This is a genomic window from Nitrospinota bacterium, assembly GCA_009873635.1.
GTDB lineage: Bacteria > Nitrospinota > Nitrospinia > Nitrospinales > VA-1 > LS-NOB.
In genome coordinates, this window is record WAHY01000020.1 from 1 (window position 1) to 22,177 (window position 22,177).

A 22,177-nucleotide genomic window follows, 5' to 3' on the forward strand; every position below is an offset into this window, starting at 1 on the left:
GAATCAAAGCACGGTCATCCGGATCGTATCCGCTTTCGGTCAAACCTTTCTCTTCAAGCAGTCCGATGACTTGATAATAATTATTTTTCAGACGCACCATTTTTCCTATAGGATCCTTGCCTTTGAAAAGTTTTCTGGCAGGAGTCGCGCCCAGAACCACTACTCGTCTTCTACGCTCCAGGTCACTATCGGATAAAAAATCACCATCTTCCGTCTTCCATCCACGGGCTAACTGCCAATCCGGCGTCACACCATAAACACGTGTGCTGGTGAATTCCTTTTTATAGATCATCTGCATTCTTGTTCTCTGACGTGGAACTACCAACCGGACTGTTGGTAAAGCAAGCAGGTCTTCAGCATCTTGAAGTGTCATACTGGTGGTGTTTTTCGAGCGTGTAAAAAACATTCTTCCGGCTCCCGCGATAACCGAAAATGATTCCGGGCCAAAACCCATGTTGGTGATTCGATTGAGAACTTTTATCTTGATGCCATCCCCAATTGCCACAATGACCGTCAAAGACGCGATTCCAATCATCACACCTAATGTCATGAGAACGGTATTGCCGCGGTTCAGCCTTAACCCCCGAATGGCTTGTCTCAGATTTTTAAAAATTCGCATACGCCGGCTTAAAGAGTTTTTTATTCGTGGCTCACCAGATTGTCTGAATCAATCTGCCCATCCAGGATGGATATGATACGTCCGGCGTGATTTGCCACATCGGAGTCATGAGTGATGAGAACAATGGTCTTACCTTCCTTGATGAGATTGTCGAAGGTCCTCATGGTTTCGATACCGTTCTTTGAGTCCAGGTTCCCTGTAGGCTCATCGGCGAGAATAATTCTGGGGTCATTGATCAGAGACCGCGCTATGGTGACCCTTTGTTGCTCCCCGCCTGATAACTGACCCGGCGTGTGGTGCAAACGGTGTTCAAGACCCACCTTGGCAAGAAGTTCACGAGCACGGTCCTTGACATTAAAGGGAGAATTCTTTGCGTAGACCATGGGAAGAATGACATTATCCAGCGCCGTAACTCCCGGCAGCAGATGAAAGGCCTGAAACACAAAACCAATTTTTTCGTTGCGGACACGGGAAAGTTTGCGGTCGCTCAACTGACCCACCTCTTCACCATCGAGTATATACTCACCACTTGTAGGCTGAGCCAGACAACCCATGATTGCCATGAGTGTGCTTTTACCCGCTCCGGATGGACCGATTATGCTGACATAATCACCTTCTTTGATATGAAGCGTCACATCTTTAAGAACCTGGGTCTCGAAACCAATATTCCGATAGCTCTTGCAGATGGAGTTCATTTCAATTATGTTCATCGCCGCCGCCTTCTACCTTCCCTTTTTTTCTTTAAAGGCTTATCAGGAATGCCAACCTGGTCGCCATCATTGAGTCCAGAGGTCACTTCTATTATACGACCATCTCGCCAACCCAGCTCAACAGGCATGTCTTTGAGCCCGCCATTTTTTTCCATGACAACAAAAGTTTTTTTGCCTTCACGCTTGACCGCTTCCTTCGGGATGGTCAGAACATTTTTCCGGGTCCCTGTTGTAACCACAACATTTGCCGTCATTTCCGGCCTGAGTTTCGCAATGTTCTTTTTCTCAATATCAAGAATCACTTCGTAGTTCACCACGTTATCCTTGATCACCGCTTTCGGGCGAATCTCCCTGACCTTGCCATTGAAAAACTTATCAGCATATGTATCCACTGTGAACTTCGCCTTCTGTCCAACTTTTATGCGACCTATATCTGTTTCATCGACATATACCGTGACTTCCAGCTTACGAAGGTCAATAAGAGTAACAAATGTCGGAGCGTTGAGGCTGGCCACAACGGTTTCCCCTTCCTGGGTTGAAATAAACGCGACAATACCGTCTATAGGGGCGGTGATTGAAGCATAAGTCAGTTGAATCTCTTCTTCATCCAGGTTTGCCTGAGCCTTGTCGACCATGGCCTCAGCCAGCCGTGTATCATTTTCCAACTGGCTCCGCTTGAGTTTCAACTCTTCGTTCGCCAAATTGATCCTCGCTTTCAACACTTCCAGTCTTTCTTCCGATTCATCCAGCACAGTGGTGGAGACAAAGCCTTTCGTATTAAGCTCCTTATTCCGCTCTACCATTTTCTGCGCCAGCTTGATCTGGACTTGCAGCTCTTCACGCTCCGCAACAGCCTTATTGATTTCCAGGGGACCCTCTGCGCGAATTTTTTCCAGCCGGGCTTGTTCAGCATCCAGGTCAGCCTGAAAACGTGCCACTCTTGAAAGCAGGTCTTCATGTTCAATAACTGCGATGATTTCTCCCGCGCGAATGAAATCACCAATTTTCACAAGCAGACTTTTCACCTGCCCGGAAATACGTGCGCCAATTTTAACTTCAGCACCCGTCTTCAGGGTCACGGTTCCTGTAGCCAGAACTTTCTGGCGTACATCCTGACGGGTAACCGGTTTAAATTTGAAATCCTTCGCCGTGGGTTTTTTAGGAGGCTTTCCGAAAATTATTTCCCGACCGGTTTTTATAACCGGATCCAGCTTCCCTTCCTGCCAGGCCCAAATCAAACCACCGGCAAAAATCACCAACAACAAAAGACTCCGGAGTCTTTCCGAAATCTTCATAATTGAACCATCGAGTTACGTTTCATTAATTTTATCATTTCCAACCAACCAGGCTTCGAACCAAGTGACGGTGTAGCCTCCGCAGCAACTATTAATACCTTTTTCAGCCAAGAAAAAAAACTTATAGCCAATTAAAGCTATTGCTCGTTGGTCCCACGCCCCTTGGCAGGGGAGGCAGTTTGCTATAGTTTTTTTAAGCCGATACAATTATTTGTTTCCAGGTAAAGCTATTTCCCGCTGACCCTACGCCTAGTAGCCCCTCTATCGAGGGGAGCAATTAACACAAGCTCTTCAAAGCCGAGTTAACTATTGTTAGCCTATTAAAGTCCTTGCATTTGTCACCGGCCACTGGCCGGTAAGTGTGCTAAAATAAAGGAATTATCTCTCTAACCTGAGATCGGCATATGACCCGATAACTTGAGCGTTTTATGGCCCCTAACCCCGCAAAAAACAAGGAATCTGCCCCCCTAACCCGGTTTGCCCGGAAACCATGGTTCTGGGGTCCATTAGCCCTGATTCTTGTCGTTCTTATCATCCTGACACAAATTGACCTCGAAGCGGTAAAAGAAAATGTTATCAAAAAAGTTGCCAGCGAAACCGGAATGAAGGTGGAGATCGATTCGATAGGGTTCGGGTTCTCCCATGGCCTGGGTTTACAATGCAAAGGCGTAAAAGTGAACACACCGGAAGGCAACCATTATTCCGTAGATCGACTGGATTTGCTGGCCGCATGGAGCCCACTGCTCAGTGGGGAGTTTAAAATAAAATCCGCGGCACTGGAGCATCCAGTGATAAGGCTGGAAATCGCAAAAGCATCCGAACAACCCGCTGAACGAGAAGAGCCCAAAAAAGACACACCGTCAAAAGAACAAGGCCCCGTCAGCCCTGAAGCCATAAATTCCACTTCCCAAAAAGTAACAGAGACTCCCCTGACGATCGATAAATTTGTCATTTCCGATGGTGTAGTCACTTTGACACGGCCCGGAAGTTCAGAACAACTCCTATTGAACGTAGACGGAACTTTTGAACTGAACCGGAACGCAGGAATGGACATTTCAGCAAGAGAGGTGAAAGTGAAAACCGGAGCCATGATGTTAGAAGGTGACGGAAAAGTTTCAAATCTTATGGCAGATAACGCTGGAATCGCAATCAATGTAAAAACTGGTGGATTTTCACTTAAAGACCTTCAACCCGCCCTGCAGTTTTTTGAGGTTTTGGAAGTTCCAGTTGAAAACCTTGAGGTGGACCGTCTACTTTTGAAAAACGAGTTTCCGCTCAACTCCCTCAGCAAGATTGAAAACCTGAAAAATAAAATGGCGGGCCACATTGAATTGAAAATTCGCAACGCGGATTTGAAAGACAATATTTCGATTCAATCGTTAGAAGGTGAAGGTGAATGGGCGAAGGGACTGGTCAGCCACAACTTTTCCGGTTCCGCCCTCGGCAGTGAATTCAATCTAAATGGCAAGCTTTCTTTTTCAGGACTCGATAAAAATTCCGTTTCCAATATTGAATGGAAAAACCTCGATCTATCAAACCTTCCGCTAAAAAACGGTATGTCATGGAGACCAACCAGGGGAACAATTTCCGGCAAAGCTTCGCTAAACGGTCCGCTCCCAAAAGAAGCGCACCGGCTTAATGGCTCATTCGAGTTCAACACGACAGGGCTGGTTGTAGAGCACGATGAACAAATCATAGAATTGAGCCAATTAACAGGACGTGGCGATTTTGACAAAGGCCAACTTAAACATGCAATGCAAGGCAACGTTTGGGGAGGCAATTTTGATATTCAAGGGAAATTACCGCTCAACAAAGACAAACAAATTTTGGACGAACAGATCAAATGGTCAGGGCTGAATATAGCGCAATTGCCTTTACCTGCCAGTGAAGGCTGGCATCCTGTAGAAGGCCTGGTCTCTGGCAATCTTACAGTGACCGGTCCGGCTCCTGACACTGGAAAAAGTTTTGCCGGACAACTTGAAGGATCGTTCAACACACAAAACCTTAAACTGCAGAACGCGGACAAAACCCTCTCACTGAATCAGTTGGAAGGGAGTGGGGATTATAAAAATCATCAGGTAAATTATGATGTAAAGGGTGATGTGTTCAGCGGCACCATCCATTCAGATGGAAGAGTCATTCTCTCTGCTTCCGGGTCCAGTCCCCCTGTGCTAAACAACAGAATTGAGTTCGCCAATATAGATATGAGTCAGCTCCCAATCGAAACTCGACCTGAGCAGGGTTCTGTGTCAGGAACCGTCTCACTGAAGGGTCCTCTTCCAGACGCGGAACAAGTTTTCAACAGCAACCTGAGCATTGGTACATCTTTTAAAGTAACTGACTTGAAAATTTCGGCTGGCAACCTGCCGGTGAACATACAGCAACTGGAAGGGAAAACAAATCTACTAAAAGGAAAACTCACCCACAACCTGAATGGCAACCTGTTTGGCGGTAAAATGCTCACGAAAGGAAAGTTGGTTTTCCTTAAAAATAATATCACCGCCGACTCCGACATTGAGTTGGAACACATTAACCTGAACTGGGTTCCTCTTGTTTTTGAAAACGGTCCTTCCTCCGGGACGTTGACCGGAAAGTTAAATATAAAAGGCCCACTCCCCTCCGATGGAAAAATTTCTCCGGCACTGAAACTGAAAGGAAATTTTGAAGGAGATAAACTGGTTCTTAATGAAAACCAGGTCGAAACATTAAAACTCGACCTCACCTCCGCCGGCTCAACCCAGGCAAAGTTCGACATGCAAGGCATCAAGCTTGATAACAGGAACTTTAAAAAAGCCAGTGGATTGGTTAAAGTCACTGAAGGAAAAATTGATCTTACCAATGGCAAAGTATGGCCCATGAATGGACTCGTCCAGCTTGGCGGCAACTTCAAACCCGAGACCGGCAGCTACCGCATAAAGTTCAAAGGCGATAAATTAAAAGTGGAAGAACTGTTGCCACCTCACCTTGCAGGTCCATTACAGCTTTCAGGATTCTTAACCGGCACCCTGCCTCAAGGCACCGCCACACCGGGTCTGCCTGATTATTCCAAAAACCTCTCCGGCAAAGTAAGAATAGAACTTGTAGATGGAGCCATCCCCCAACTCGGCGCGGTAGAAGGGTTGCTCACCCTGCTCAATCCAACCACAGCCATTAACGCCAAAAAAGAAGGGTTGAGCTATGACTACATGGGGGGAGATTTTGAGATCGCAAAAGGTGTGATCCACACAGATAATTTCGAGATGAAGAGTCCGCAAGTCAACATGAATGTTGTGGGCAAGGCCAACCTGGTGGAAGACACGGTTCTGGCACAGGTCAAAGCCATGCCCCTGCAAATGCTGGACAAGACCATCAAGGCAATTCCCCTGTTAGGTCAAATACTGGGTGGTGGGAAAAAGGGTGGCGTGATCGAAACCTATTTCAAGGTCGATGGAAAACTCAGCAAACCCGACTTCATGTTGTTGCCGCATAAATCCCTGACCGAAAAACCGGGCAGCATTTTAAAAGGTCTCATGAACCTTTCCAAATAATTTAGATGGCGATTGAGAAGACTGCTACTGACTGCTATCGGCTGCGGGTTCAATCGGTGAACGCAGACTTTCAAACAGCATGAAGATAAACCTTAGTGGATCGCCACGCTCCTTTTAGTCACTCGCGATGACGGGGTTTTACATTGCTTCCAGCTTCACGCTGGTTAGACGGACTTGACGGTCAGTTTGGGGTGCAGTTGCTGGCGCAGTTGGGTCTGAATATACTGCAGGGTTCCGCTGGTGGAGGTGGGGCAACTGCCGCAGGCACCCTGATAATGGATGCTGACTTCATCACCTTTGATGCCTTTGAGTTCCACACCGCCGCCATCCGCCGCCAGGTTGGAGCGGATCGAACGGTTGAGCACCATTTCTATACCTTGAAGTTTTTTCTCGTCATTGAGTTTTTCGAAGTTGACGACATCGACATCGCTCAACTGCACTTTGCCTTCGGCCTGGTAGACGGTCACGTTTTCTTCGATAGACTTCCAAACCCGGTCTTTAAGAGGAACCCAGCTTGTCTTGTCGTCTTTGGTCACGGTGACGAAATTGTCCATGACGAACACACTGATCACCCCGGGTTTTTCGAAAACGGCTTTGGCCATTTTGTCATTTTCAGCTTCTTTCTTGCTGGCAAACGAAATGTTGCCATTATCAAGAATCACCGCGTTGATGACGAACTGCAGCGCATTAGGGTTCGGTGTCTCTTTCGTGCGGACAACTTTTAAGGCCTTCTTGAGATTGGGGTTGGCCTTCGGTTTAGGCTTCGGCTTATTTGCCGTCTGGTTTTTTTCTTTCAATTTTTCCTGGATAGCCAGGATCTCGCTGATCTTCACAACTATGGGACTTTCAATATTTAATGGATGGCAACTATCTTAAACCATTCAAACGTGGGAACCAAACACTATCTCAACTCATTCGGCGTTGGAAGGAACATCGGCGATCGAACCCACCGCCACCCGGCGTCCTTTAAGGGACTGCATGGCCTCGTAAGCGACAAACACCGCCAACCCGACAAGCACCACTGCTGTTGTTCCCAGGAACATATTAGGCTCCGGAGCACTGAAGAACTGCCAGGCCTGCCAGCTTAACGCCGCGATGGTGGTCACCACCATGAACAAAGCCGGATAAAGCACATATTGAGTAGGACGTTTGACCGCCATCAACCAGGTCGCCACCACAAACAGAGCCACTGCCGCGATGAGCTGGTTGGTCGCGCCAAAAATGGGCCAGATTTTCTGCCAGCCATCGGTCGCCCCGATCAGGTATGCGGCAAACACCACGGTGACCGTCACAATATATTTATCGCGGAACACCGGCAAGTGCTGTCCCAAAGCTTCCTGAACCAGGAATCGTGTGATGCGCACCGCCGTGTCTAAAGTGGTCAGTACAAATGTGTTCAGTGCCAGCACCGCGATCATGGACGCGAACGTAAAACCCAAAACCGGCAGCATATGATGCACCACGTTGCCGTATCCATTACCAAAAGCCAGGATCCATCCGCCCGATTGCAGGGTTTCACGGAACCCAAGTTTTGCCATATCGATTCCCCCACCTTCGGGAGCTACCCAATAGAGCCCACCTCCGACCATGAGGACAGTGACAACCGCGACCACCCCTTCGGTGAGCATGCCGCCGTAGGCAATGACTCTGCCCTGGGTTTCATCCGCCAGTTGTTTTGAGGTGGTGCCGCCCGCGACCAGAGAATGGAAACCGGATATCGCGCCACAGGCAACCAGCACAAACAACATCGGCCAGACGGGACCCTGCGCATCAGACATCGCACCTCTCCATGCCGGGGTGTTTAATCCCGGTGCCACCCAAAGTAACGCAATAATGCCCAGTGTCATGGAACCAAACAGGATAAAGGTTGACAGGTAGTCACGGGGTTGCAGCAGAGTTTGCACAGGCATGATCGAGGCCACACCGGCATAAACCATCAACACAACAAACCAGAACATCAGTGGGGAAAGTCCCATCACCCCTCCATCCGGTAGAGGGAGTGGGATTTTAAATCCAATATAAATATTCACAATGACCGCAAGAACCGCAACGGCGGAAGCGATCTTGAGACTGAAATTCTTTTTATAAATGCACCAGCCGAGTATCATCGAAACGGGAATGATCGCAAACGTGGGGAAAACCATCTCCGGTTGCGCGATGAGTGTTTTCGCCGCCACCACACCAAAGACAGCTATGACCAGCAACATTGCCAGTATGAGAAAAATGGCGAACACCGCTTTGGCCCGGTATCCCATAGTGGTTTCAGCGATATCGGCGATAGAGCTTCCGCGGTTGCGCACCGAGACCATGAGTGTCAGGTAGTCATGAACCGCACCGATGAAAACACTGCCCAGTACTATCCAGACCAGAGTTATTGCCCAGCCAAAATGGTGCATGGCGATGATGGGACCAATAACCGGGCCTGCACCAGCGATAGACGCGAAATTATGCCCGAACAATACCAGTGGTTTGCTTGGCACATAATCCACTCCATCGTTTTGTTTTACTGCGGGGGTTTCACGTGCTGATTCCGGGCGAACGAGTTCCTGGTCAAGCCGTTGAGCATAACCCCGGAAACCCACGAAATAAAAAAACAGGCAGGCTGAAACCAGTATGACAATGGTCAACATGGACACATCCTGAAAAAGTTAGACTATTCCTTAATATTATATCAAAGAGTGGATGAGAGGATAAGAAGGTTTTATCCCGGTATAAAACTAGAACAGAGAATCGCGCAGAATGGTTTGTTCGCGGTCCGGTCCAGTGGAGATCAGCATGAATGGTGTTTCGACCAGGTCGCTCAACCGGGCAATATAATCCCTGGCATTTTGAGGCAGTTTTTCGAAGTCCTGCACACCGGCAGTGCTTCCCGACCAACCGTCAAACTCGACATAATCGGGCTCACAATTTGCCACAACTTCCGGATCAGCAGGCATATCTGAAAAAACTTTTCCTTTATATTTATAACCGGTACAAACCTTGATGGTTTTGAACCCATCGAGGACATCAACTTTAGTGAGGAGCAACGCGTCTACACCATTGAGCTGAACACCGTACCTGGCAACCACCGCATCGAACCATCCGCACCGCCGGGGCCTGCCGGTTGTCGCGCCAAATTCATGCCCCACCTTACCGAGGCGTTCACCATCCGCATCCGACAATTCGGTGGGGAACGGACCTTCACCAACCCTCGTTGTGTAAGCCTTGATCACGCCCAGCACACGATCCACTTTCGTGGGTGGAAATCCCAATCCTGTACATGCACCTCCCACTGTTGAGTTGGAAGATGTTACAAAGGGGTAAGTTCCATGATCTACATCCAGCATGGTTCCCTGCGCACCTTCGCACAAGATGTTTTTCCCATTTGCTATTTGATCACGCATCAGGACATGGGTATCTGCGATATATTTCAGGATGGTTTCTCGATAGCCCATCAGTTCGTCCAGCAAACTGTTAAACTCGGGCAATTCGGTACCATACAGGCATTTTAAAATCTTTTGTTTTTCATCATAGTTGGCCCGCAACCGCTCGGACAGGTAGTTTTCATCCCGAAGGTCACAGATCCTGATTCCAGCCCGGGCTATTTTATCGGCATAAGAAGGACCAATGCCCCTGCCTGTTGTGCCGATTTTCTGGAATCCGCTTCCGCTCTCACGGCTTTTGTCGCTGGTGCCATGATAAGGCATGATGATATTTGCCCGGTCACTGATGACAAGTCTGCCTTGCAGTTCAATACCGGTTTCTTCCAACAGGCGCATTTCCTCGACCAAAGCCTTCGGGTCCACCACTACCCCGTTGCCGATCACACATAACTTATTTTCATGGAATATTCCTGAAGGGATCAGATGCAGAACAAATTGTTTCTCATTGAAACAAATCGTATGTCCGGCGTTATGGCCTCCCTGGTACCGGGCCACCACCTCAACATTTTCGGCCAGCAGGTCGATGATTTTACCTTTTCCCTCATCTCCCCACTGCATTCCTACTACTACCGCAACCGGCATACGAAACCTCTTAAGATAAATAATAAAATACAGATTAAGTCTGCGCCCAGCGGGCTATTATCCTCACCCACCCCCATCTTGTCAACCATTAGGCATGGAGCCAACTAGCAATGGCTAATTCTGGATGAAAACAGGTTTCTCGGCTAATAAAGATATTGATAATTGCCACCGGCGGCTCTCCGGGGCTAGTGGCGGAATTTTTTCAGGAAGGATTTGATGGTTTCCAAAGGAACCATTGGACCAATATCGATACCGGGACAAAACCCACCAACGAGTCTCCACATGAGCTTGGAGTCCATATTTTCTCGCCAGAACGGATAGGTGGAGCATTGTTTTGGCTTGCCTTCATGGATGCCGCATCCCTGGTCAGTCAAAAACGTGCAGGGTTCACCCACTTCCCCGACTTCAAGAACCCACTCGCCGTCATCACGGGTGAGGTAGGATTTCTTAAATTCTGCCGGAGAGATTTCAAGAATGTTGGCGGCATTGCGGATGTCTTCACGGTCAAAATGCACGATTCCCGGTTTTATACAACATTTGAAACAATCAGGCTGACATTCAAAACGCAGCGGTTCTTTTTCCCACCACTTAGCCATGTGGAAATCCCCCGCTGGATACTTGCGATACAGTTAATCGATGGTAAAAATATTCCAGGGTCAACATGCTTCTGCACATTGCCTCCACGTCAGTCGTTTAGAAAACCACCATATCGTCACGATGGATCACTTCTTCGTAATAGGAGTCTCCCATCATATTCCGCACAGCAGAAGTTTTCATGCCTTTGATCTGTTCCAGGTCACGGGAGTTATAATTGACCAGTCCACGTCCGATTTCTTGCCCGGCCTCATCGATGAGGGTCAGGGCGCTACCAAACTCAAACTTTCCTTTCACCTTCACCAGTCCTGCAGGGAGCAGACTTTTCCCCCTTTCTACCAGAGCTTTTCGTGCACCCTCATCGACCGTTAATGTTCCTGCAGGTTTCAGTGTATGGGCGATCCAATGTTTTCGGTCGCGGATCTTTCCTTTACCTGACCAAAATAATGTTCCCACTTCTTTACCGGAAAAAATATTCTCGATGACTTTATCATCGAGGCCATTAACAACCAGGGCAGGAATTCCAAAGCTCATGGTTTTTTTTGCGGCCAGAACCTTGGTGAGCATACCCCCAACGGTTAAACGGTTATTGCTTTTTCCTGCTATTTGCTCAATGCCTTCATTCACTCTGGAAATATGAGAAATCAATTGTGCTTTTTCTCCTCCCGGGCCCACTTTTTTGGATGGGTCTTTGTCAAACAAACCTTCTACATCCGAAAGAATTATCAGTAGTTGCGCGTCAACCAGACAGGCCACCGTTGCTGAAAGGGTATCGTTGTCACCAATTTTAATCTCCTCAACAGTTACCGAATCATTTTCATTGATGATGGGAACAACGCCCTTTTCCAGAAGTGCTTCTATAGTGTGTTTGGCATTCAGGTAACGTGTGCGGTTTTTAAGGTCTTCGTGACTCAAAAGAATCTGGGCCACTTTCAGTTCTTTTCTTTCGAAAGCCTTCTCATAGGTATGCATCAGGAAGCTCTGACCGATTGCGGCGCAGGCCTGTTTTTCAGGCACCGTCAAATCAGCACGACCAAATTCCAAACGCTCCCTTCCTGCCATGATGGCGCCAGATGAGACCAGTACAACATTGTAGCCTTTGTCACGAATGAACTTTATTTTGCGGGCATAATGACGCACCCAGTCCTTACTCAGTCCGCATTCCAGCGATGATCGACCCTTATCACGATTGGAAATGACACTGCTTCCAATCTTGACGACAACGGTTTTTATATTATTTATAATTTCTTTACGTACATTCATATATTCGGGATATTACTGAGTATTATCTGATAAAAAATCCGCAGGGGAAAATGTAACCTAAAATTTCAGCGGTGTCATGGCCTATTCTTGGAGTTTTTCAGGGTTTCATTGATAAACCGGTTTATAGCATTAAAATAGCCTGTTCCACCCATTATATACGTGTCATTATGTTCGGCCCCTTCAATCGGGTAAAAGGATTTAGGTTCAGCAGCCTGTTCAAATAGTTTTCGCCCCAGGTCATAAGGGACGATTTCATCGCGCGTTCCATGCAAAAACAACTTTGCAAGTTTCAGGTGCGGAACTTTCGAAACAGCATCCAATTTAGATCGAATTGCCCAACCAAGAGGAATAAGCGGAACGACTTGTCGGGACATATCCGCAGAATTCGTGAAAACCGATTCGAGAATCAATCCTCTGGCAGGATGGTTCATCGCCGTCTCAACGGCACAAATGCCGCCTAAAGAACGGCCAAAAAGAAACAGGGAGTCAACAGACACGCCTTCCATTTCAAGAGCTTTCTTATAAGCCGCCCGTGAATCCTTATAAATACCTTCTTCGTCAGGGGTTCCTTCACTTTTTCCATAACCGCGATAATCGAAGATAAAAATATTCAGTTTGAGTGGCTTCAGGCGGTGGATGTTATCCAGCCGGTGGCTGAGGTTCCCGGCATTACCGTGAAACCATAGCAAGGTGGCAATTGCATTGGGAGCAGGAATAAACCAGCCGTGCAGTTTTACTCCATCTTCTGCATGAAAAAAAATGTCCTGTGCAGGAACGCCAGTAGAAACCGGGTCCCAGAATCCTTCCGGATAACGTGAAGGATGATAAATGATTTTGTTTTCAAAAAGGAGCAGAATTGCCAGGTAAATCAGAACGCCAAAAATCAGCAGCCCGGCAGACTGAATCCAGGTCACCTTATTTGTCCGGAGAAAAATGAGTGCAGTACCTCCAGCTTGCAATAACTTAATAATGATGACATTTGTTTACCATGCATAACGAACCAGTACTGATATTCCCCACGGCTATTTGTCAACTTTAGAGACTTTTATTTTCAGGCCTTCTATAGAATCAACCCGAACCATTTCTCCCTCGTTTACCTGGGTATCAGATTCTGCTTCCCACAACTCACCGTGAACCAGAACACTGCCATGCAGATTCAGGGATTCCTTAACCAGGCCTGTTTCACCTATCATTCCTTCCATACCCCCCAATTTCCTGAGATTCCTTGTACGAGTAGCAAGAACAATAATGCCAATCGACAGAACTATTGTCAGTCCCAATGTAGGATATAAAATTGCCCGTGAAATTTGCATAGCAGGGTCTTCGCTGTCTATCAGCATGGTGGACCCAAGAAAAATAGATATCACCCCGGACACAGATAACAGCCCGTAACTCATAATGCTGATTTCAGCGATGAATAAAATGGCTCCGAGAAGAATCAGCAAAAGGCCCGCATAGTTGATGGGCAAAGTCTGCATTGCATAGAGGGCAAGAATGAGGCTGATGGCACCGATCACCCCGGGAAGAATCAATCCCGGATTGGACAACTCAAAATACAGACCAACCATTCCAACCATCATGAGTATATATGCTACGTTCGGGTTGGAAATGATATCCAGCATTTTCTGCCTTGGGTTCATCTCATGGTAAATGATTTCCAGGTTTTCAGTTTTGAGCGTGACGTCCCCGGTGACAACCTGCACTTTTCTTCCATTAACAGCCAGCACCAATGCTTTCACATCATTGGCAACAAGATCGATGACGTTTAACTTAAGAGCCTCTTCCGCCGAAATCGATACGCTATTGACCACAGCCAGTTCAGCCCAATGAGCGTTGCGTTTTCTATGCTCCGCCAGAGAGCGGATGTAGGCAGCCGCATCGTTAACAACCTTCTTCTCCATAGTTTTAGCCTGTTCACTGTCACCTCCCCCACCCATCATATTCACTGGATGCGCAGCGCCAATATTGGTCCCCGGTGCCATGGCGGCAATATGTGACGCTATGGTGATAAACGTTCCCGCTGAAGCAGCTCGGGATCCGCTCGGCGCTACAAATGAAGCGACAGGCACCTCAGACTTTTGAATTTTTTTGATAATCTGCCGCATCGAAGTGTCGAGGCCTCCGGGTGTGTCCATGTGCAGAACAATCAACGCATCCATTTCAGTGTTGGCCTGGCTGATTTCATGGGAAACATATTCAGCGACTGCAGGATTGATAGCCCCTGATATTTTGACAACAACCACACGGTCTTTTGAGTATGCGGGAGGAACAACCAGAAACAAAATCAGCAATAGAAAACCAATTTGTTTATTCATCGGGATGACCAGAGAGTTTTCCGTTCATATCGTTATAATATTGTTCCATAAGGAAATGAATAAAGCAAACCATGCATTTCAACAGCTTCTGATTTTATGGTACCAGCGCTATATTTAATGTTAAACTTGGTGAATAGGATTTGATTTCAATTTCAGGACGGATTTATGGATTACAAGACGATCTTCATCGTTGACCCGGTCAGAAGTGAACGCATACAAATGGCAAAATTTCTCAGCGAAGAAATTTTCACCATCATTACATTTGTTTCCCCGAACGATTGTTTTAAAAAAAATGATCTTCTTCGTTGCGACCTGATGGTATTTGTCCCACGTAAGGAAAAAAACGAAATCAAACATCTGGTGAATATAAAAAAGAAGTACCGGATCACTCCTGTAATTTTTCTTCTGACTAATGATTTCCCAGATATCAATCTTGCTCAAATTAAAGAATATGGATTTCCCAACGTATACAAAGCCAGCAACAATGAGAAGGTTCGCGAAATTATGCTGGGTCTGCTTGCTGAAGAAGGGCTGCCGCCCCGGACTGAAGTTCCGCATCCCGTCCCTATTTCTAAAGAAGTGCAAAACGCCCTTTCTACGAGGCCTGAATGAGCAATACACCTAAAACCACCAACCCTGTTACTACAGGCCCCTTCAAAATAGGAGGTGGGAATCCTTTAGCTCTGATAGCCGGGCCTTGTGTGATTGAGTCCGAAAAAGGCGCAATGGGCATTGCTGAGAAACTGAAGCGTATTACCGAAGAATTGAACGTCCCTTTTATTTTTAAAGCTTCCTACGATAAAGCCAACCGTTCTTCCATCAAGTCGTTCCGCGGTCCGGGATTGATAGAAGGATTGAAAATACTTAAAAAGATCAAGTCCGATCTGGGCATTCCAGTTTTATCTGATGTTCATAAGGAAGAAGAAGTCGAGCCTGCAGCAGAAGTGCTTGATGTTTTGCAGATCCCGGCTTTTCTTTGCAGACAAACTGACCTTCTGGTGAAAGCTTCTGAAACAGGTAAACCGGTCAATGTTAAAAAGGGACAGTTCATGGCTCCATGGGATATGAAGAATGTAGTGGACAAGCTTGAAGCAAGCGGCAACACGAATATCCTGCTTACAGAACGGGGGGCAACATTTGGCTATAATAACCTGGTGGTGGATATGCGTTCCCTGGTTTTAATGCGGGAATATGGATATCCCGTCGTGTTCGACTCCACCCATAGCTTGCAGCAACCAGGAGGCCAGGGCACTCGTAGTGGAGGGCAAAGGGAAATGATTCCCGACCTGGCCCGTGGAGCAGTAGGTGTGGGGTGCGATGCCCTGTTCATGGAAACCCATCCGGACCCCGATCAGGCATTATCTGATGGACCTAATATGCTGAAACTGGAATTGCTTCCTGAACTTTTGGAACAATTGATCGCACTGGACCAGGTGGTACGAGAACATATGCCTCTTGGCAGAGGTACCAGTTAGTGTGAAGGAAGAATAATGAAAATAAAATTTTTCATCTCTCTCCTTATAGGATTTCTGATTTTTCCCCTTGTACCCGAGGCTGGGCCCAGTGGCTCATGGATTGAGCTTTCTCCCGCACCAATTAAAAGAACAGAATCTTCTGCCGCACTCGTTGATGGTAATTTTTATTTACTAGGAGGATTCACACCAAAAGGAATCTCTAACAAGGTAGATGTCTGGAATCCTGTTTCCGGAACCTGGAGTCGGATCGTTCCCATTCCCCGCAAACTTCACCATACAACAGCTTCAGTAGTAGACGGCAAACTATATATCATCGGAGGATTTGGTTCAGCAACGTGGAAGCCTTCAAATGTTAACTTTGAGTATGATCCTCAAACCCACCGCTGGACCGCCAAAGCTCCTATGCCAACGGCGCGGGGAGCCCATGCCGCAGGAGTCATAAACGGGAAAATACATATAGTTGGAGGCGCGCATCGTGAGTTATTCAATCTGGTCAATACTCCTGCACATGAAGTTTACGACCCGGAAACAGATAGCTGGAAAACCCTCGCCCCAATGCTTACCCCTAGAGACCATCTTGCAGTTTCAGTAACTGGCTCCAAATTGTACGCCATTGGGGGACGAGTCGATGTCAATTTCAACAATAACGTGGATACTAATGAATCCTATGATTCCTCAACAGGAAAATGGAGTCGCCATACCCCAATGCCCACAGCACGTAGTGGCATCACTTCCCAGGTACTCAACGGATTAATACATATCTTTGGAGGTGAATCAGGCAAAGGTACCTTCATTAACAATGAAGCCTATGACCCCTCAACAAATAAATGGAAAACTTTTGCCCCGATGCCATCTGGAAGACATGGACTGGCTTCTGTTTTATGGAACGATGAAATACATCTGCTGACTGGAGGTCCTAAACCAGGTGGAAACGGAAGCGATACCCATACTGTATTCAAACTCAAATAATTCGAAGTTACTTTGAATGGAGGGAGGGCGGCTCCCTTGTCAGGGAGCCGGAGAGAAAAGCTTGTTAGCCATCGATTTTGGCACGCCACGGATTGGGCCACTTGGAGGTCAACCCAATCCGTTGGAGGTGGCAGTGCCAGTTCGAATCTTCAATACTTAATAAAGCAATCCTCATGCCGTTTTAGAGCCAGGCAGACAAAAACATAGCAACCTACCACAAAATAAAGAGTTACCTTGACTCCCCCACAATCATACCTCTGCCAAAAAATTGTTCTATCAGTGAAATTTTGCTCCGTTCCTCGTCAATTTTTTCCCTTTAATTAGTTATAACTATTATAACGTGCGGATTAGTTTGGGGTTTTTCTGTGGAAAGGCCCGGAACGGGCAACTCCTGAGGGATTCTTGAATTTAAACGCAGGAGAGCTGTGGAAAAAATTAACGTAGCAGACCTGTGAGGAAGTTTGTCATGACCTGAGTTGCAAACCGGGTTTGCGTACGAAGTGACAGGGCATTTTTGATTGTGCCGGGATGTGTCAAAACATACCAGCCGGCTTTGAGGCTGGAAATCTCTCCATCACTGCCTAAAAACGAAGAACTGTCCAGAAGTTCCTGATCCAGCCTGTCAGAAATCCCCCGCAAGGACAATAATGGGCAACTTTTGATTTTAGCAGCTTTTGCAATTGCAGCGGTTTCCATTTCCACCGCCTGGACATCAAAGTTTTTTCCCAATTCCCCCTTCGCAGCCGGGTCATGAATAACTTTGTTAACGGTTATTAATCTACCTTCAACCTTTCTGACACCCTCCGGGCAAGAGAGACTTCTGGTTCGATCCAGCCAGTCGGGGTTGGGGAAATATTCACCTCCCTCTTCATCTATAATCGTGTCAGCAATCACCAGGTCACCAACATTCAGTCCGGGCTGTACTGCCCCTGCATAACCAATACTGATAAGAGCAGCGGGCTGAAAACGGTCAATAGTCTGAACGGCAGCATCCTCAGCCCTTTGCCTGCCTACTCCCGTCCGAACAAGGACTATGTTTTGCTGCCCCAATATTCCTGACCAGGCCGAACTTTTCCCCAAACTCTCATGATCTGAAATCTTCATGACTTGTTTGATTCCGGCAATTTCTTCTTTCAACGCTCCCAATATGGCAATACAATCGTTCATGGTGTAAGAGTATACCACCCTGAAGAAATGAATAAACAATCAGAGCCAAGAAGTACCTCTTTTTGCCAGGATTGATAAATGAATTTATAATAAACCTGCTTTGAATTTTGCTTGCAAAGCTTAATAGATTGGGCACCGGCTATACCTCTATACAAACATTATTCTTCCACAATTTCCTTCTCAGGAGAAACCTTCTAATCATGGCAAAACTGAAACTGAATATACCGGTAAAAAGAGGCGACCGGCTTGAACTAGATGTCGAGACAATGGCTTCCAGCGGAGACGGGATATGCCGGCACGAAGGTTATACCCTGTTTGCTCCTGGAGGATTGACGGGAGACCGTATCCTTGGGAAAGTGATCAAACTCACTCCACGTTTTGGAGTGCTGGACATATTAAAAAGAATTGATTCATCCCAGGACCGCATTGAACCACCCTGCCCGGTTTTTCACAAATGTGGTGGCTGTAAATTCCAGGACCTGAGCTACGAAAAACAATTAGAATTTAAAGTTCGAGTTGTTCAGGACAGTTTGCAGCGCATTGCCCATATTGAAACTCCAGAAAAGATAGAAATCATCCCTGCCGACAATCAATACCAATACCGCAACAAAGGCAGCTTCGCGATTCAGGGAAAAGGTGGAAAACCTAATATTGGATTTTACGCAGAGGGGACTCACGATATAGCCGATTCGTCTACCTGCGATATTCTCTTGCCCAAAATTAATGAGACGAAAGAATGGTTGCGCAGGCTTGTGACCAAACACGATATTTCTATCTACAACGAACTCCATGGCCGGGGACTGCTGCGCGGATTGGTCATTCGGCATTCCTCCGCAACCGGGGAAACTTTAGTCGGACTCGTCACTTATAAAAACAGGTTTCCAAGAAGTTTTCTCTCTGACTTAACAAACAAAGATAAGTTGAAAAAGCTGGGTGTTGTAGGAATAATTCAAAACGTCAACACACAAAATACAAACGTGATCATGGGTCCGGTGAACAGGATTTTATGGGGCAGAGAACGTTATATAGAAAGCCTGTCTGGATTAACCTTTCACCTTTCTCTTGGTTCTTTTTTTCAGGTCCACTCAAGTCAAGCCGAAAAACTTTATACCCTGATTAGCGAGTGGACGGAGACAGATCAACCTATAATCGATGCTTACAGCGGCTCTGGTGGAATATCACTCTGGCTGGCAAAGCAGGGTAGAACAGTTACCGGCATAGAAAAGTTTGCGCCGGCGATGGAAGACGCAAGATTGAGCGCTGAAAGGAATGGACTGTCAAATTGCCGCTTTTTGACCGGAACTATTGAAGAACATATTGGAGTCTTGGATAAATCCATCCATACCTTCATCGTAGATCCTCCCCGTAAAGGTTGTTCTGAAGAATTGATCAAAGCTTTACAGACTTCAAAACCTCAACAGATTATCTATGTATCGTGTAATCCGTCTACACTTGCCCGAGACCTGGAGCGTTTAGAGGATTATCAAATCCAGAACATCCGTTTGATAGACATGTTTCCCCAAACCCAGCATGTTGAAATCGCAGTCCGCCTTGCAAGAAATTCTTCATAAAGACCTGGGCAAAGCCTGGTTAGTTGCCTAGCCTGGCAATTGGTGGTATATCTAGAGCATGGAAAACAGCCGTAAAATCCGACTGTTAAAGCAAACTGACCTGCTCAGTTTTTTCGATGAATCGACCCTGGCAAAGCTGGTTGAACATTGCCGGGAAATTTCTCTTGAGCCAAAAGAAGTTCTCTTTCATGAAGATGACCTTGAAAATGCCATGTATCTGATTCTCGAAGGAGAGATCGAAGTTTTTAAAGGTCCCAAACAAATAGCGGTTTTAACTCCGGGAAACTATCTGGGAGAAATGTCACTGATTGAATCCAAAGCCCGTTCCGCCTCGGCCCGGGCTGAGCAGAAAGCCTTGCTCATGGAAATCAATGAGGAACATTTTCATACCTATTTGGCGTCAGAGCCACAGGCTCTTCTTTCCATCATGCGTACTTTATCAGGCCGTGTACGCAGTGATCTTGAAACGATGATGAAAGATATGCGGAAACTGAGTATCTTCACCCACGATATCAGGAATTACCTGAGCACCCTGGGGCTGGCGGAACTGTCCCTCGAGGACACTATTGAGCTATTGGGAGGCACCAACCCTGATCATAAAAAAAGAGAAGGACTGGAAGACATGGAGAAATGTCAACATGTTGTCAAAACAGTTCGAACCAACCTGATGGAGCTTCTCGATACCAGTTTAAATCATATTAAGAAAGTTAAAACCGAGTATAAAAAATCAAAATATTCTCTTTTACCCGTTATCGAAGAAACTGCGGCTGGGCTTGCCACACATCCACAATTAAAAAATAAAAAAATCAATATCCTCCCTCAAGGGGATTCATTCGAAGCAGTTTTTAATCCATTAGATATCCAGCGTGTCCTGCAAAACCTGATTATCAATGCCGGATATGTTACTGAAAACGGCGGCAAGGTAGACGTAGGGATCAATAAAACAGACAGGGCCTTAAAGGTCAGTATAACGGATAAAGGCTGTGGCATTCCTGAGGAAGTTCAAGAATATCTTTTCAAAGATTCCTTAACAACAAAAAGTGATGGGAATGGACTCGGCTTGCTTTCCTGCAAGGGAATCATCGAGGAAAACCACCAGGGTAAACTCTGGTTTGAGACCGAAACCGGGAAAGGAACCACTTTCCACTTCACCCTCCCCGCATAATCGAGCCAAGGCAGTTACCCAAGTCGGGCTAAATTGTTGCTTGCCTGCCAATGCTGTTGCAATTTACCACCGGCAGCACACTGGTTAGAACTTGCAGTGTTTGGGAGTTCGCGGGAAAGGGATTACATCTCGAATATTTTCCATACCCGTGACAAACTGGACAAGTCTTTCGAAACCCAGCCCAAAGCCCGAATGAGGTGCAGAGCCAAATTTTCTAAGGTCGAGATACCACCAGTATTGTTCCGGATCTAGATCTTTGCTCCGCATTCTCTCTATCAACACATCATAATTTTCTTCTCTCTGGCTGCCACCAATTATCTCCCCAAGATTGGGTAAAAGGACATCCATTGCCCGCACTGTTTCACCGCCCTCATTGAGCTTCATATAAAAGGATTTGATCTGCTCCGGGTAATTGAAAACTATGATTGGTTTTTTAAAAACTTTCTCACTGAGATAACGTTCATGTTCTGCCTGCAATGCAAAACCCCATTCTACCGGATACGTAAAAGTTTCGGATGATTTTTGCAGTTGATGAATGGCATCGCTATATGTCAATCTCTCAAACTGGTTATCTATAATATTCTTCAGGGTATTTATAATAGTTTTATCAATACGTTTGTTAAAAAATTCCATGTCATCCGTGCAGTGTTCCATCACATCTGACAATAGGCATTTAATGAATTCCTCTGCCAGATCCATATTATCGTCGAGGTCATAAAAGGCCATTTCGGGCTCCACCATCCAGAATTCGGCAAGATGCCTGCTGGTATTGGAGTTCTCAGCACGAAATGTTGGACCAAACGTATAAACTTCGGAAAGGGCCAGCGCATAAATTTCACCTTCCAATTGACCGCTGACTGTGAGGGATGTTTTCTCACCAAAGAAATCCTTTGAATAGTCAACTTTCCCATCCATCATCGGAGGATTGGAAAGATCAAGAGTCGTTACCTGGAACATTTCGCCCGCACCTTCACAATCACTTGTCGTCACTATAGGTGTATTCAGGTATAAAAATCCCTTGTCCTGAAAAAATTTGTGGATGGAAAAAGCCAAACGGTTGCGAACCCTCATGACAGCACCAAAAGTATTTGTACGCGGACGAAGGTGGGCAATTTCACGCAAAAACTCAAAGGAGTGCCGCTTCTTTTGCAATGGGTAAGTCTCTACAGGCGCAGGCCCATAAACAATGATTTTTGTCGCTTGAATTTCTTTTGCCTGCCCCTTACCTTGCGACGAAACCAATTTACCGCATACCGAGACACAACTGCCTGTTGTCATCTGACTTTCTATCGAAGAAAACTCCGGAAGTGAATGTTCAGCCACCACCTGAATATTTGCCACACAGGAACCATCATTGATTTCCAAAAACGAAAACCCACCCTTGGAATCCCGGCGGGTTCGCACCCACCCCATGACCAATACTTCTCTCTCATCACCTGTCAGGAGATCTTTTACTTTTGTACGCTTCATAAACCTTGCTCATCCCTGTTAAAGCCAGCTTTG

Annotated in this window: 18 protein-coding genes; 6 read left to right on the forward strand and 12 right to left on the reverse strand. The window is 46.5% G+C overall.

Annotated elements, in window-relative coordinates; translation table 11 throughout:
- From F3741_10445 to F3741_10455, 3 genes are all read right to left on the reverse strand, one after another.
- The coding region (locus F3741_10445; protein ID MZG31203.1) for an ABC transporter permease at nucleotides 1-550 on the reverse strand (550 nt) is incomplete at its 3' end.
- An 89-nt stretch (nucleotides 551-639) separates the two neighbouring features.
- Entirely contained in the window at nucleotides 640-1,329 is a 690-nt protein-coding gene (locus tag F3741_10450; protein ID MZG31204.1) for an ABC transporter ATP-binding protein, read from the reverse strand.
- A complete protein-coding gene (locus F3741_10455; GenBank protein MZG31205.1) occupies nucleotides 1,326-2,624 on the reverse strand; it encodes an efflux RND transporter periplasmic adaptor subunit in 1,299 nt (432 codons plus the stop codon). The genes F3741_10450 and F3741_10455 overlap by 4 nt, the downstream gene beginning before the upstream one ends.
- A gap of 428 nt (nucleotides 2,625-3,052) precedes the next feature.
- Here F3741_10455 and F3741_10460 point away from each other — a divergent pair, with 428 nt between their 5' ends.
- Nucleotides 3,053-6,151, forward strand: coding sequence for a hypothetical protein (locus F3741_10460; GenBank protein ID MZG31206.1), 3,099 nt, complete (start codon nucleotides 3,053-3,055; stop codon nucleotides 6,149-6,151).
- A 164-nt stretch (nucleotides 6,152-6,315) separates the two neighbouring features.
- Here F3741_10460 and F3741_10465 read toward each other — a convergent pair whose 3' ends face one another.
- From F3741_10465 to F3741_10495, 7 genes are all read right to left on the reverse strand, one after another.
- On the reverse strand, nucleotides 6,316-6,984 hold the full coding sequence (locus F3741_10465) for a NifU family protein (GenBank protein ID MZG31207.1): 669 nt from the start codon (nucleotides 6,982-6,984) through the stop codon (nucleotides 6,316-6,318).
- Between the two features lie 78 nt (nucleotides 6,985-7,062).
- Nucleotides 7,063-8,781: a carbon starvation protein A gene (locus F3741_10470; protein ID MZG31208.1), complete on the reverse strand. Its 1,719-nt coding sequence runs from the start codon at nucleotides 8,779-8,781 to the stop codon at nucleotides 7,063-7,065.
- Between the two features lie 87 nt (nucleotides 8,782-8,868).
- On the reverse strand, nucleotides 8,869-10,155 hold the full coding sequence (locus F3741_10475; protein MZG31209.1) for an adenylosuccinate synthase: 1,287 nt from the start codon (nucleotides 10,153-10,155) through the stop codon (nucleotides 8,869-8,871).
- Nucleotides 10,156-10,340: 185 nt separating this feature from the next.
- Entirely contained in the window at nucleotides 10,341-10,751 is a 411-nt protein-coding gene (locus F3741_10480; protein MZG31210.1) for a YkgJ family cysteine cluster protein, read from the reverse strand.
- A 97-nt stretch (nucleotides 10,752-10,848) separates the two neighbouring features.
- On the reverse strand, nucleotides 10,849-12,012 hold the full coding sequence (gene proB, locus F3741_10485; GenBank protein ID MZG31211.1) for a glutamate 5-kinase: 1,164 nt from the start codon (nucleotides 12,010-12,012) through the stop codon (nucleotides 10,849-10,851).
- 74 nt (nucleotides 12,013-12,086) lie between these two features.
- A complete protein-coding gene (locus F3741_10490) occupies nucleotides 12,087-12,926 on the reverse strand; it encodes an alpha/beta hydrolase (GenBank protein ID MZG31212.1) in 840 nt (279 codons plus the stop codon).
- Between the two features lie 108 nt (nucleotides 12,927-13,034).
- The gene (locus F3741_10495) at nucleotides 13,035-14,327 is read right to left on the reverse strand and encodes a nodulation protein NfeD (protein ID MZG31213.1); all 1,293 of its coding nucleotides are present in this window, start codon (nucleotides 14,325-14,327) and stop codon (nucleotides 13,035-13,037) included.
- A 165-nt stretch (nucleotides 14,328-14,492) separates the two neighbouring features.
- Here F3741_10495 and F3741_10500 point away from each other — a divergent pair, with 165 nt between their 5' ends.
- The 3 genes from F3741_10500 to F3741_10510 are packed head-to-tail and all read left to right on the forward strand — an operon-like array spanning nucleotide 14,493 to nucleotide 16,771.
- The gene (locus F3741_10500) at nucleotides 14,493-14,939 is read left to right on the forward strand and encodes a hypothetical protein (protein ID MZG31214.1); all 447 of its coding nucleotides are present in this window, start codon (nucleotides 14,493-14,495) and stop codon (nucleotides 14,937-14,939) included.
- Nucleotides 14,936-15,802: a 3-deoxy-8-phosphooctulonate synthase gene (gene kdsA, locus F3741_10505; protein MZG31215.1), complete on the forward strand. Its 867-nt coding sequence runs from the start codon at nucleotides 14,936-14,938 to the stop codon at nucleotides 15,800-15,802. The genes F3741_10500 and kdsA overlap by 4 nt, the downstream gene beginning before the upstream one ends.
- 15 nt (nucleotides 15,803-15,817) lie before the next feature.
- A complete protein-coding gene (locus tag F3741_10510; protein MZG31216.1) occupies nucleotides 15,818-16,771 on the forward strand; it encodes a galactose oxidase in 954 nt (317 codons plus the stop codon).
- Between the two features lie 435 nt (nucleotides 16,772-17,206).
- Here F3741_10510 and F3741_10515 read toward each other — a convergent pair whose 3' ends face one another.
- Entirely contained in the window at nucleotides 17,207-17,938 is a 732-nt protein-coding gene (locus F3741_10515; protein ID MZG31217.1) for a hypothetical protein, read from the reverse strand.
- 200 nt (nucleotides 17,939-18,138) lie between these two features.
- Between F3741_10515 and rlmD the strand changes: the two genes are divergently transcribed.
- Nucleotides 18,139-19,509: a 23S rRNA (uracil(1939)-C(5))-methyltransferase RlmD gene (gene rlmD, locus F3741_10520; protein MZG31218.1), complete on the forward strand. Its 1,371-nt coding sequence runs from the start codon at nucleotides 18,139-18,141 to the stop codon at nucleotides 19,507-19,509.
- A 58-nt stretch (nucleotides 19,510-19,567) separates the two neighbouring features.
- The gene (locus F3741_10525) at nucleotides 19,568-20,674 is read left to right on the forward strand and encodes a cyclic nucleotide-binding domain-containing protein (protein MZG31219.1); all 1,107 of its coding nucleotides are present in this window, start codon (nucleotides 19,568-19,570) and stop codon (nucleotides 20,672-20,674) included.
- Nucleotides 20,675-20,758: 84 nt separating this feature from the next.
- Here F3741_10525 and asnS read toward each other — a convergent pair whose 3' ends face one another.
- Entirely contained in the window at nucleotides 20,759-22,144 is a 1,386-nt protein-coding gene (gene asnS, locus F3741_10530; protein MZG31220.1) for an asparagine--tRNA ligase, read from the reverse strand.
- Nucleotides 22,145-22,177 lie beyond the last annotated feature (33 nt).